The sequence below is a fragment of the Pseudomonas grimontii genome (genome assembly GCF_007858185.1).
GTDB lineage: Bacteria > Pseudomonadota > Gammaproteobacteria > Pseudomonadales > Pseudomonadaceae > Aquipseudomonas > Aquipseudomonas grimontii.
In genome coordinates this window covers 133639-145727 of the sequence record NZ_VFES01000013.1, presented here as the reverse complement: position 1 = coordinate 145727, position 12089 = coordinate 133639, and the positions used below count along the sequence as shown (strand labels likewise).

At 61.0% G+C, this 12089-nt stretch carries 10 protein-coding genes and 2 pseudogenes; 9 read left to right on the top strand and 3 right to left on the bottom strand.

Translation table 11 applies throughout. The features are described 5' to 3' along the window. Positions 1 to 11 precede the first annotated feature (11 nt). The 9 genes and pseudogenes from FIV39_RS20570 to FIV39_RS20535 all read left to right on the top strand — a co-directional run bounded on the left by FIV39_RS20570 (position 12) and on the right by FIV39_RS20535 (position 8496). A complete protein-coding gene (locus FIV39_RS20570) occupies positions 12 to 329 on the top strand; it encodes an STAS domain-containing protein (RefSeq protein ID WP_090404710.1) in 318 nt (105 codons plus the stop codon). A 4-nt stretch (positions 330 to 333) separates the two neighbouring features. Next, the gene (locus FIV39_RS20565) at positions 334 to 2475 is read left to right on the top strand and encodes a chemotaxis protein CheA (RefSeq protein ID WP_090404707.1); all 2142 of its coding nucleotides are present in this window, start codon (positions 334 to 336) and stop codon (positions 2473 to 2475) included. Further along, a pseudogene (locus tag FIV39_RS33760) lies at positions 2475 to 4019 on the top strand (MCP four helix bundle domain-containing protein); the annotation flags it as partial. The gene FIV39_RS20565 and the pseudogene FIV39_RS33760, both read left to right, overlap by 1 nt. Positions 4020 to 4079: 60 nt before the next feature. After that, positions 4080 to 4802 (top strand): annotated as a pseudogene (locus tag FIV39_RS33755) (methyl-accepting chemotaxis protein); the annotation flags it as partial. Positions 4803 to 4922: 120 nt separating this feature from the next. Beyond that, positions 4923 to 5435: a chemotaxis protein CheW gene (locus FIV39_RS20555; protein WP_090404701.1), complete on the top strand. Its 513-nt coding sequence runs from the start codon at positions 4923 to 4925 to the stop codon at positions 5433 to 5435. A gap of 130 nt (positions 5436 to 5565) precedes the next feature. Continuing rightward, positions 5566 to 6090, top strand: coding sequence for a chemotaxis protein CheW (locus tag FIV39_RS20550; RefSeq protein WP_090404698.1), 525 nt, complete (start codon positions 5566 to 5568; stop codon positions 6088 to 6090). Positions 6091 to 6111: 21 nt separating this feature from the next. Further along, positions 6112 to 6915: a CheR family methyltransferase gene (locus FIV39_RS20545; RefSeq protein WP_090404696.1), complete on the top strand. Its 804-nt coding sequence runs from the start codon at positions 6112 to 6114 to the stop codon at positions 6913 to 6915. Next, a complete protein-coding gene (locus FIV39_RS20540) occupies positions 6908 to 7393 on the top strand; it encodes a chemotaxis protein CheD (protein ID WP_090404693.1) in 486 nt (161 codons plus the stop codon). Before FIV39_RS20545 ends, FIV39_RS20540 begins: the two co-directional genes overlap by 8 nt. A gap of 32 nt (positions 7394 to 7425) precedes the next feature. After that, a complete protein-coding gene (locus tag FIV39_RS20535; protein ID WP_090404690.1) occupies positions 7426 to 8496 on the top strand; it encodes a protein-glutamate methylesterase/protein-glutamine glutaminase in 1071 nt (356 codons plus the stop codon). A gap of 22 nt (positions 8497 to 8518) precedes the next feature. Here FIV39_RS20535 and FIV39_RS20530 read toward each other — a convergent pair whose 3' ends face one another. Genes FIV39_RS20530 through nthB form a run of 3 tightly spaced genes read right to left on the bottom strand, consistent with a single transcriptional unit; the run spans position 8519 to position 12072 of the window. Further along, entirely contained in the window at positions 8519 to 10159 is a 1641-nt protein-coding gene (locus FIV39_RS20530; RefSeq protein ID WP_090404687.1) for an AMP-binding protein, read from the bottom strand. A 15-nt stretch (positions 10160 to 10174) separates the two neighbouring features. Continuing rightward, positions 10175 to 11413 carry a GTP-binding protein gene (locus FIV39_RS20525; RefSeq protein ID WP_090404684.1) on the bottom strand — a complete coding sequence of 413 codons (1239 nt, stop codon included), beginning with the start codon at positions 11411 to 11413 and terminating at the stop codon, positions 10175 to 10177. After that, on the bottom strand, positions 11410 to 12072 hold the full coding sequence (nthB, locus tag FIV39_RS20520) for a nitrile hydratase subunit beta (protein WP_090404682.1): 663 nt from the start codon (positions 12070 to 12072) through the stop codon (positions 11410 to 11412). Before nthB ends, FIV39_RS20525 begins: the two co-directional genes overlap by 4 nt. Between the last annotated feature and the right edge of the window lie 17 nt (positions 12073 to 12089).

The following is a 12089-nucleotide window of genomic DNA, read 5'->3' as shown; positions in this document are numbered from 1 at the left end:
AGGAGGTTTGCATGAAAAGCTCCGTCCCGATGCTACGTCGAATCCAGGTCATGGAAGGGCCCCTGACGATTTACACGGCTGCCGAGCAAAAGGACGTGCTGTTGTCGTTGTTTCCCCTGGCCCATGAACTGGAGTTGGATTTGTCCAATGTCGATGAGCTGGACAGTGCCGGTTTGCAGTTGTTGATCCTCATCAAGCGCGAGTCGCTCAAGGAGGGCACCCAGCTGTTGCTGAGCAACCCGAGTTCGACGGTGAGCGAAGCATTGCGCCTCAGCGGCCTTGACGACTACTTCGCCAATGCGTGTTTCACCCAATCGGTCGGAGCGTGATCGTATGGCCCAGCCCATGAACATGGATGACGTGCTGCAGACTTTCATTGCCGAAAGTCGCGAGCTTCTGTTGCAAATGGAAGATGCGCTGCTGCAGATCGAGAAATCGCCGCAGGACCTGGACACCATCAACGGCCTGTTCCGCGTGGCCCACACCATCAAAGGCTCGGCCGGTTTGTTCGGCTTGATGCCGATTGTTGAGTTCACCCACGTCGCCGAAAGCGTCCTGGATCGAGTACGCAGCCTGGAAGTGCGTGTCGACGAGGCACTGAGTGCGTTGTTTCTCGACGCGCGTGACCATATCGGCCAATTGATCGACCTGCTGGCCGAGGATGGCAACCTGGATCGCCTGGATGAACCGGTGCGGGCTCAGGGTCAAGCACTCATTGAGCGGCTGTCGCTGTATCTGGAGGCGGCGGTCTCGACCCCAGCGCCGGCCCTTCAAGCGACGTCTGCGGCGGATGAGCCCGCCGGCAGTCCGGGCCATTGGCATTTGTCGCTGCGCTTTGGTCCCGACGTGTTGCGCAATGGCATGGACCCCTTGGCGTTCCTGCGTTACCTGAGCACGCTGGGGCGCTTGCTGCATACCGTCACCCTGTTTGAGGGCTTGCCGCCCCTGGCGGCCATGGACGCGGAAACCAACTACCTGGGGTTTGAACTCGCACTGGCCAGCGACGCCACCCTGGAGGTCATCGACGGTGCCTTTGATTTTGTTCGCGATGACGCGCTTGTGCAGATCCTCGCACCGCACGCCACGGTGCAAGCGTGTCGCGCCCATCTCGACGCGCTGCCCGAAGACAATGCCGGGCTGCTTGAGCTGCTGGTGCGTTGCGGCACACTGACCGAGGCCCAGGCCTTGCTCGTCACCCAGGACGCTGAGCAAGTGCCCGCCGAGACGCACAGTGAGCCTGAAGCCCAGGAATCGACGACGCCATCGATCAAGGCCGGCAAGGCCGCAGCGAGCAACGAAGGCAGTCTGATTCGGGTCGATGCCGCCAAGCTGGACCAACTGATCAACCTGGTCGGTGAACTGATCATCGCCGGTGCCGGCGCCAACCTGGTGGCGGTGCGCAGCGGCATCGGCGAGATGATCGAAGCCACCAGCCTGTTATCGCGCTTGGTCGAGGAAGTACGCGACTCGGCACTGACCCTGCGCATGGTGCAGATCGGCGCGACCTTTACGCGTTTCCAGCGTGTGGTGCGGGACGTCTCCAAAGAGTTGGGCAAGGACATCGTGCTGCAAATAGGCGGCGGTGAGACCGAGCTGGACAAGACCGTCGTCGAACGCATCGGCGACCCGCTGACCCATTTGGTGCGCAATGCCATGGACCACGGCATCGAGCCTGCGTCGACGCGCATCCAGCGCGGCAAGCCTGCCCAGGGCACGGTACGCCTGAACGCCTATCACGAATCCGGCAGCATCGTGATTGAGGTGTCCGACGACGGCGGCGGCCTGGCCAAGGACAAGATCCTGGCCAAGGCCCGTGAGCGTGGTTTGGTGGGAGAGGGCCAACAGCCGGCGGACAAAGACATTCTGAATTTGATTTTCGAGCCGGGGTTCTCCACCGCTGACCAGGTCAGCAACCTGTCCGGTCGTGGCGTCGGCATGGACGTCGTGAAGCGCAATATCACGGCGTTGCGCGGCAGCGTCAGCCTCGAGAGCGAAGAGGGGCAGGGCACGACGGTGCGCATCCGCCTGCCGCTGACGCTGGCGATCATTGACGGCTTCCTGATCGGCGTGGGCAAGGCGTCCTATGTCATTCCGCTGAACATGGTCGAGGAGTGCATCGAGCTGGCCCCTCAGGCGGGCGCCGGAACCGGCTACCTGGACCTCAGGGGGGATGTGCTGCCGATCCTGCGGCTACGCGACATGTTTGATGTGCAAGAGCCTGGAGGTAACCGCGAAAACGTTGTCGTTGTGCAATACGCAGGCCTGCGTGCCGGCCTGGTGGTTGATCGCTTGCAGGGGGAGTTTCAAACCGTGATCAAACCACTCGGCAAAGTGTTTGGTGATGCCCATGGACTGGGCGGATTCACGATCCTCGGGAGTGGGGCCGTTGCCCTGATTCTGGATATTCCCAATTTGTTAGGACAAGTAGCCAAGGAAGCCCCACACCGGTCGATCCCGAGCCCTTTATCGACTTAATGAAGCGTCATCAGGAGTTCCTCGCCATGACTGTTATCAGAAATATCATGCTGCTGGTTTTCACCGCTGTGCTGGGCGTCTTCGTGTTGGGTGGCACCAGCCTGTACCTGGCTGGTGAAATCAATACGAGCGCCAGTTATGCCAACGTCAACACGGTACCCAGCCTGCTGGAAATCGACCGTGCCGCCGCGGCTTTCACCGACCTTCACGCCTTGCAATGGCAACGCTTGAATGAACCGGAAAAAAATAGCCTGCCGAGTTACGCAGACAGCGTGGCACAGAACTTCAGCACAATCGGCAAAACCCTGGATCGCTATCAGGGCGAGTTGACCTCCGACGAGCATGACGCGTCGCTGTTGAAAAAACTGCGTGGTCACCTGGCTGAGTTCACTGCCTTGCAGGCGCGTTTCGACAAGCTTATCGACGATGGTGATCTTGCCTCGGCCCGCACATTGATTGAGACGAGCCAAGCGTTGCAGACCACGGTGCTTTCAGCCATCAGTGACTTGCGCGAATACAACCTGGAACTGGGGCGTAAAGGCCAATTGCAAGCCACCGCCATCGAGAATAATGCGCGCTACATCATCCTGTTGGTGAGCGGCCTGACGCTGTTCGCAACCATCCTGGTCGGCACCTTGCTCGGGCGAAACCTGATGCGCCGGCTCGGTGCCGAACCTGGCGTGGTGCAAGCCTATGCCGCACGTCTGTCGGCGGGCGAGCTGAATGCAAAGGTCACGCTCAAAGCGGGTGACACCACCAGCCTGATGGCGAGCATGCAGCAGTTGGGCACGAGCCTGAATGAGCTGATGGTGGACATGAACCGTATGTCCACTGAACACGACAAGGGCGAGATCGACGCCCAGATCGATGCCGGCCGCTTTCATGGCAGTTACCGCTCCATGGCCCAGGGCATCAACGATATGGTCAACGGCCACATCGCCGTGAAGAAAAAAGCCATGGCCTGCATACGCTCCTTTGGTAACGGTGATCTGTCTGCGCCCCTGGAGCAATTCCCCGGCAAAAAAGCCTTTATCAACGAAAACATCGAGCTGTTGCGCGCCAACGTCCTGGCGCTGATCAACGAAATGCAGCACATGTCCAGCGAGCACGAAAAAGGTGACATTGATGTCATGATTGACGTCGAGCGCTTCGCAGGTTCCTACCGTGATATCGGCCAGGGTATCAATGAGATGGTCAGCGGCCATATCAGCGTGAAGAAAAAAGCCATGGCCTGTATTCGCGCGTTCGGCGAGGGCGATTTGTCCGCGCCCTTGGAGCGGTTCCCCGGCAAAAAAGCCTTTATCAACGAAAACATCGAACAACTGCGCGCCAATATCCTGGCCCTTGTCGAGGACACCAGCCAGATCAGTGACAGTGCGCTGATCGGCAAGCTGGACACCCGACCTGACGCGGCCCGGCATCAGGGCGATTTCCGCCGCATCATCGTCGGGATCAACGGTTCCCTGGATGCGATCATCGTGCCGATTACCGAGGCCATGGACGTGCTGTCGGCAATGTCTGCCGGCGACCTGACCCGCAGCATTACCGGCGACTACCAAGGCAAGTTCCTGGAGCTGAAGCACTCGGTCAATGGCACCGTGGAAAAACTCTCGGAAATCATCGGCGAAGTGCGCGGCTCGGCGGACTCGCTGTCGAGTGCCTCGGAAGAGATCTCGGCCACCGCCCAAAGCATGGCCCAGTCGGCTTCCGAGCAAGCAGCATCGGTTGAACAGACGTCGGCGTCGATGGAGCAAATGTCGGCGTCCATTGCCCAGAACACCGAAAATGCCAAGGTGACCGACGGCATGGCGGGCAAAGCCAACAAGGAAGCGTCGGAAGGCGGTCGTGCCGTGAAGGACACCGTGGCGGCCATGAAAACCATCGCCGAAAAAATCGGCATCGTCGACTCCATCGCCTACCAAACCAATTTGCTCGCGCTCAACGCGGCGATCGAAGCGGCGCGCGCCGGTGAGCACGGCAAAGGCTTTGCGGTGGTCGCGGCCGAAGTGCGCAAACTGGCGGAGCGCAGCCAGATTGCCGCACAGGAAATCAGTGAAGTGGCCAAGAACAGCGTGGCCTTGGCTGAACGCGCTGGCAACTTGCTGGACGAGATTGTGCCCTCGATTGCCAAGACCTCCGACCTGGTGCAGGAAATTGCCGCCGCCTCGGAAGAACAATCCATCGGTTCCGAGCAAATCAACAGTGCGATGTCGCAGATGAGCCAGCTGACTCAGCAAAACGCGTCGGCTTCCGAGGAACTGGCGGCGACGGCCGAGGAAATGAGTGGCCAGGCCGAGCAGTTGCAGGAACTCATGGGGTTTTTCACCGTGCAAACCAAGCGTGCCGGGCGCAATGTCTCGATGCCCCAGATCAGCCGTGCGATGTCCACGCAGGACCAGGACAGTCGCTCGGCAGACGGCGGTTTCGTCCGCTTCGGGAGCTGACCGATGAGCACTTCAGCGGTCAGGCAGGGCGCTGTCGAACCTGCGCCGCCAGTGGATGAACCCCTGCAGTACCTGACCTTCCTGGCGGCTCAGGAGATGTACGCGGTCAATACCCTGAGTGTTCGTGAAATCATCGAATACAACCAGGTGACCACCGTACCGATGATGCCGGCGTTCCTGCGGGGGGTCATCAATCTGCGCGGTTCGGTGGTGCCGGTCGTGGACCTCAAGGCACGCTTTGGCAAGGGCACGACGGTATTGGGCAGTCGTACCTGCATCGTCATCCTTGAGGCCGCGAAGGAGGGCGAATCCCAGGTCCTGGGGGTGGTGGTGGACTCGGTCAGCGAAGTGATCGAGATACTCGACATCGATATCAAGCCCCCACCGGCGTTCGGCAACCATATTCGCACCGACTTCATCCGGGGGATGACCAAGGTGCGAGGCGAGTTCGTCACGCTCCTGCAGATCGAGCATGTGTTGTGTGTCGATGAGATGGCCGGCCTGATGTCTGTATAGGTATCTACACAACACTGGCTCAACGCTGAACCCCCGGCAGATAGGGCTTTTGTGGCGAGCGGGCTTGTCCCGCGTTGGGGTGCGAAGCGCCCCTGATGAAGACGAAAACGTATTTGACCCGAGGTGAATCATGGCCCTACCCACCGACAATCCAGGCAATGCGACGGTCTCGAGCCCGAGCCAGTACCTCACCTTTGTGCTGGGGGAGGAGATGTTCGCCGTGGGCACGCTCAACGTCCGGGAAATCATTGAGTACGGACCGATCACCAGCGTGCCCTTGCTGCCGCCCAGCATACGCGGGGTGATTAATCTGCGTGGCGCGGCGGTGCCCGTGCTCGACCTGGGGGTGCGCTTTCGCGGCGAACGTACGGTGCAGACCCCAAGGACCTGCTTTGTGATCATCGAGGTACAGGCCAATGCCCAGCGCAAACCGGTGGGCATCATTGTCGATGCGGTCAGCGAGGTACTGGAAATTGCCGATCAGGACATCGAGCCCTCGTTGAATTTCGGCACCGATGTAAGGGCCGACTTTTTACTGGGCATCGGCAAACTGGAGAGCGGTTTTGTGCTGTTGCTGGACATCGGTCGCGTGTTGTCCCTGGAGCAGGTCGATGCGCTGGCTAACCTTGAGTCTTCGCTACCTTCGATCGCCTGAGTGTGCTGTGGGAATGTCCTTATGAACGTGATCCTCTCTGACGCCGAGTTCGTGCAGTTTCGTGACCTGATTTATCAAATCGCGGGCATCAGCCTGTCCGATGCCAAAAAACAGTTGGTGAGCGCGCGGCTGGCCAAGCGACTGCAAGTGTTCAAGCTCAATACCTACGGCGCTTACTACAAGGTACTGATGAAGGACAGCGTGGAGTTGCAGGTGGCGGTGGACATGCTGACGACCAACGAAACCTACTTTTTTCGCGAGCCCAAGCATTTTGATTTCCTGCGCGATGTAGCGTTGCCCGAACTGCGCGGCAGCGGGCCGTTGCGCATATGGAGCGGCGCCTGTTCGACCGGCGAAGAGCCGTACACCCTGGCGATGGTCCTGGCTGACAATCTCGGCGGCCGGCCCTGGGAGATTGTCGCGTCGGACATCAGCAGCCGGGTGTTGGACAAGGCCCGCCTTGGGCGCTATCCCCTCGAAGGCACGCGCGGCATCCCCGAGGCGCTGCTGAACAAGTATTGCCTCAAGGGCGTCGGCGCCAACCACGGTTGCTTCATGGTCGACCCGGCGCTGGCGGCCAAGATCGATTTCCAGTCGATCAACCTGAATAATCCGCTGCCGAAACTGGGGATGTTTGATGTGATCTTCCTGCGCAACGTGATGATCTATTTTGACAACGACACCAAAGTCCAAGTGGTCAAGCGACTGATCAGCCACCTGAAGCCGGGCGGGTACTTTCTGGTCAGCCATTCGGAGAGTCTCAACGGCATCACCGATCAGCTGCGACTGGTCACGCCTTCCATCTACCGGAGGCCACATGCCTGAAACCCGAACGTCCACTGAGGTGTTCCTGAACCCTGGCGAGTGGTTTTTCGGCTCGGGTGCGATTCGGCTACGTACGGTGCTGGGGTCGTGTGTTGCATTGGTGTTCTGGCATCCCCGGCGCTTGTTGGGGGGCATGTGTCACTACCTGGTGCCGCAGCGCGGCGTGGCCAAACCGGGTGTCCTGGATGGCCGCTACGGCAATGAGGCGCTGGAATTGCTGCTCGGTCGAATACAGTCGATCAAGGCACTGCCTACGGAGTTCAGGATCAGCGTATTTGGCGGCGGGAACATGTTTCCGGGGCTTGTGCGCTCGGACAATGATTACGTCGGCCAGCGCAACGTCGAGCAGGCCATGCGCCTGCTCGATCTGCATCAGTTGCGGTGTCAACACTTCCATGTGGAAGGCGTGGGTTATCGAACGATTGTGTTCGATCTGGCCAACGGCGAAATTGAACTCAACTACCTGGCCTTGAAGTGAACCCCCAGCAGCCCTCATGGAGAGCGTGCGACATGAGCCTTATTAAAGTGCTGATCATTGATGATTCCGCCGTGGTACGTCAGGTACTGACGGCGACCCTGGGGCAAGACCCCGCTATTGAGGTTATCGGCGCGGCGGCAGACCCGGTGTTTGCCATGGACAAAATGAACAAGCAATGGCCGGATGTGATTGTGTTGGACGTCGAGATGCCACGGATGGATGGCATTACGTTCCTCAAGAAGTTGATGGCCGAACGCCCCACGCCCGTGGTCATCTGCTCCACGCTGACCGAGAAGGGCGCGGCCACGACCATGCAGGCACTGGCGGCCGGCGCGGTCAGCATTGTGACCAAACCACAACTCAACCTGCGCCAGTTTCTGACCGACAGTGCCGATGAATTGGCGGGGGCCGTCAAGGCCGCCGCCCGTGCCAACATGAAGCGCATGGTGCCATCCAGCGAGCGCGCTCCCGCAAGGCTGACGGCCGACGTCATATTGCCGGCGGGCACTCAGGCAATGGCGCGCACCACCGAGAACATTGTCGCCATCGGTACGTCCACGGGCGGCACCCAAGCCCTGGAGTTGGTGTTGACCGCCTTGCCCAGGGTCTGTCCGGGAATTGTGATCGTGCAGCACATGCCCGAACACTTCACCGCTGCATTCGCCGAGCGCCTCAATCGACTGTGCGAGATCGAGGTCAGGGAGGCGAAAAACGGTGACCGGGTTATCCCCGGTTGCGCGCTGATCGCCCCCGGCGGCCGGCACATGGTGCTCAAGCGCAGCGGCGCCCAATACCAGGTGGAAATTGTCGACGGGCCTCCGGTCAGCCGGCATCGACCTTCGGTTGATGTGCTGTTTCGCTCGGTGGCCCGCAGCGCCGGCAGCAACGCGCTGGGGATCATCATGACGGGGATGGGCGACGATGGCGCCCGGGGCCTGAAGGAAATGCACGACAACGGTGCCCGGACCCTGGGCCAGGACGAGGAGACTTGCGTGGTGTACGGCATGCCCAAGGAGGCATTCAAGCTCGGTGCGGTGGAGCGCGAGTTGCCCCTTGAACACATCTCGGCAGCGATTCTGCAATCCATGCAGCAGCGCCGCTGACGGTTCCGGGTCCGGCGTAGAGTCATGTCTCGAGCGCCTGCTGCCGGGCAATTTCCTGGTTGCGCAGAATGAAGCGCTGCAACTTGCCACTGGGGGTCTTGGGCAGTTGGTCGACGAACTCCACTTCCCGGGGATACGCATGCGCAGCCAGGCGTTGCCGCACATGCAGGCGCAGTACTTCGGCCAGCTCGGCACTCGGCTGGTACTGGCTGCCCAGTACGACAAAGGCTTTGATCAGCTCAGTGCGCTGTGGATCGGGCTTGCCGATCACCGCCGCTTCGATCACCGCCGGGTGTTCGATCAGCGCGCTCTCGACGTCGAACGGCCCGACGCGGTAGCCGGACGTGGTGATCACATCGTCGTTACGGCCGACGAAGCTGATACTGCCGTCGTCATTCAGCTCCACACTGTCGCCGCTGAGGTAATAGCGGCCTACAAAGGCTCGAGTGGGCATACCCAAGTAGCCTTCGAACCAGCACAGGGGCGAGCGCTCGCGATCCACGGCCAGGACGCCCGGCTGGCCCGCCGGCAATTCCCGATGCGCCTCGTCCAGCACGACGATGCGGTAGCCGGGCACCGCATAACCCGCCGAGCCCTCCCGGACCGGGTGACGCAAACCGTGGTGATTGCACAGCACCATGCCGATTTCCGTCTGGCCGTAATGATCGTGAATGGTCACGCCGAGTTGCTCGGCAAACCAACGGATGACGTGTGGGTTGAGCGGCTCGCCGGCACTGCTGACGGCACGCAGGCAGCCGCGCACGGCGCCGGCGAACGCCGCGCCCTCGGCAATCAGCAAGCGATAAGCCGTCGGTGAGCCGGCCAGGTTGCTGATTGCGTACTTGGCAATGACTCGGCAAGTACTCTCCACCGTGAACGGGCCGTTGTAGAACAGCGTGGCATGACCACACGCCAGCGGGCCGGTCACCGCGTAATACAGGCCATAGGCCCAGCCGGGATCGGCCAGGTTCCAGAAACGGTCGTCCTCACGCAGGCCAATCGAATCGCGCATATAACCCTTGAAGGCCAGCATGGCGCGCAACGGCACTTCCAGCGGTTTGGCCGGCCCCGTGGTGCCCGATGTGCACATCAGCAGGAACGGCGCGCTGGCGTCCAGCAGCACCGGCTCGCACTCGGCACTCTGGCAATCGAGGGTGCTCCAGAACGCGTAGTCGCTCGGGTTCTGCGGGCAGCCGCCGGTGACGACGACGTTCGGGCAGTTGGCAATCTCATCCAGCTTGGGACGGTTTTGCGCATCCGTCACGATCCAGCGCGCGTTGGAGCAGCCCAAGCGTTGCTCGACCGCCTTGGGGCCAAACGCGGTGAAGAGCGGTTGATAGACCGCGCCCACCCGCCAGGTGCCCAAGATGGCAATCAGCAGTTCAACCGTGCGTGGCATCAGGCCGGCAACCCGATCACCCGGTTTTACACCCTGTTCGCGCAAAAAATTGCCGAAGCGTGCAGCGTGGGCCTGCAATTGGCTGAATGTGTATTGGGCGGCGCTGCCATCCTGCGCTTCGCAATACAACGCCACGGCGTCGTCGTGGGCGTGTCGGTCACAGCATTCGACGCAGGCGTTCAGGGCTGCGAGGTTTCCATACAACGCCTGCTCGGCGCTCTGCTGGTAATTGAAGGATGTGGCCATAGATTGATAATCACGCATAACGACACCTGGTTCTTATTGTTGGGTTTGTACTGAGAGGGCCCCGTTGTCCAAGGCTGTCGCCCCCGGCAGTGCCCGCCAGGCCACTGGGCCGGCGGCGATTTCCTGTGCACTCAGCAGGCAGTGGTCGAGTTCACGCTGTAACGCTTCGGTGTCGAGTCCCTGGCCGATAAACACCAACTCCTGCCGGCAGTCGCCGACCACGCTGTCCCATTTGGCCATGAGGCTCTGCAGCCGATATTCATCCCGGGGCCATTGCGACGGCTCGATGAAGTTCCACCAGCGCCCGACATAGTCCCACTGGAACCGCTGGCCGCTTTGCACCAGCAGGCCGGTTTCCAGGTGGCGGCTGGCAAGCCAGAAGTAACCTTTGCTGCGCAGCAAGCGCCCGTTGCGCCAGGGCCGCTCGAGAAAGTCGAGCAAACGTTGCGGGTGGAAAGGGGCGCGCTCACGGTACACCCAGGACGTCACGCCATAGGTGTCCGACTCGGAGGCCGGCGCGTCTGCCGCGTCCATTTTCTGCATCCAGCCCGGCGACGCCGCAAGGCTGGGTAAATCAAACAGATGGGTGTCAAGGAGGCTGGCTAACGCGACGTTACCGTGGGCCATCGGCATGATCCGCGCAGTCGGGTTGAGGCCCGTGAGGATCGCTTGCACGACCTGGTACTGCGCCGCATCGATCAGGTCCAGCTTGTTGACGAGAATGACGTTGGCGTACTCCACCTGTTCGATCAGCAGATCGGCCAAATGGCGCTTGGGCGCGTCCTGCGTTGTGTCGTCGCGGTCAACGGTGTCCGGCGATTCGAGCAGTTCCTGAAAACGACTGCCATCGACCACCGTCACCAAGGTATCCAGCCGCGCCAGTTCGCTGAGGCTGAAACCCTCGGCATCAAGGAAGGCGAACGTCTCCGCGACCGGCATCGGCTCGGAGATCCCCGTGGATTCAATCAGCAGGTAATCGAAACGCTGCTGGCGTGCCAGCGCACTGATCTGCTCGAGCAAATCGGCGCGCAGCGTGCAGCAGATACACCCGTTGCTCATCTCGATCAACTCATCGCGGCCACGGTGCAACGCTACATCGCGCTGCACCTCTGCGGCATCGATGTTGACTTCGCTCATGTCATTGACGATGACGGCCACGCGCAGGCCTTCGCGATTGCGCAGGATATGGTTGAGCAGGGTGGTTTTGCCGGCGCCGAGGAAGCCCGAAAGGACCGTCACCGGCAGTCGGCTTGCCTGGGCGCCGTCCATCACGGGTTCACCGCGCGCGGGCCGGCGGCCTTGTCCAGGTAGCTTTCGAACAGGTCGACCACCACGAAACCGTCATCGGCCGCATCCCCCCACAGGTCTTTCACGCGAAACTCGACATGGTAGGTGGGTTGATGGGCGGCGCTCACATCGCCATGGCCAATCGCGTCCGGGAACGGCCATTTTTCCGAGGTGCGGTGCAGGACCACGCCTTCCTTGCCGCGCACGTAGGCCGGCATGCGGATGTGCCCGGCCACATACTCGTCCCGCACCACAACCCGGTCACCCACCTCGAAGGGCGGCCGGCCGGTGATCGCTGCGCGACCTTCGGCATGCGCGGGGTTCGCCAGTTTGAAGTGAGCGCCCAGGGCCTGGTCCAGCTCCGCCTGGGTGATCACGCCGGTTTCGACCAGCAGGGTGGCGGTCGCGATGACGTAGCGTTCGTAGTACTGGGTGCCGACATGTTGGCGAACATCCAGGCGTTCGACGGCGTGACGCACTTCGTCCACGCTGAATTTTTTCAAGTGGTCGGCACCGATAAACATCAAGCTGTAGGCCAGATGCTCCCAGTCCTGCTTGAACACCTGTTTGTAGCTCAGGCTATTGATGGTGTGGGGGACTTTTCCAAAGCCTTGGAAACCGCCGAGATCGTGAAAGCCATCCATAATCAAAACTCCGGGAG

Coding starts and splice junctions, on each gene's coding strand:
- FIV39_RS20570 (WP_090404710.1), top strand. CDS start 12: ATGAAAAGCTCCGTCCCGATGCTACGTCGAATCCAGGTCATGGAAGGG.
- FIV39_RS20565 (WP_090404707.1), top strand. CDS start 334: ATGGCCCAGCCCATGAACATGGATGACGTGCTGCAGACTTTCATTGCC.
- FIV39_RS20555 (WP_090404701.1), top strand. CDS start 4,923: ATGAGCACTTCAGCGGTCAGGCAGGGCGCTGTCGAACCTGCGCCGCCA.
- FIV39_RS20550 (WP_090404698.1), top strand. CDS start 5,566: ATGGCCCTACCCACCGACAATCCAGGCAATGCGACGGTCTCGAGCCCG.
- FIV39_RS20545 (WP_090404696.1), top strand. CDS start 6,112: ATGAACGTGATCCTCTCTGACGCCGAGTTCGTGCAGTTTCGTGACCTG.
- FIV39_RS20540 (WP_090404693.1), top strand. CDS start 6,908: ATGCCTGAAACCCGAACGTCCACTGAGGTGTTCCTGAACCCTGGCGAG.
- FIV39_RS20535 (WP_090404690.1), top strand. CDS start 7,426: ATGAGCCTTATTAAAGTGCTGATCATTGATGATTCCGCCGTGGTACGT.
- FIV39_RS20530 (WP_090404687.1), bottom strand. CDS start 10,159: ATGCGTGATTATCAATCTATGGCCACATCCTTCAATTACCAGCAGAGC.
- nthB (WP_090404682.1), bottom strand. CDS start 12,072: ATGGATGGCTTTCACGATCTCGGCGGTTTCCAAGGCTTTGGAAAAGTC.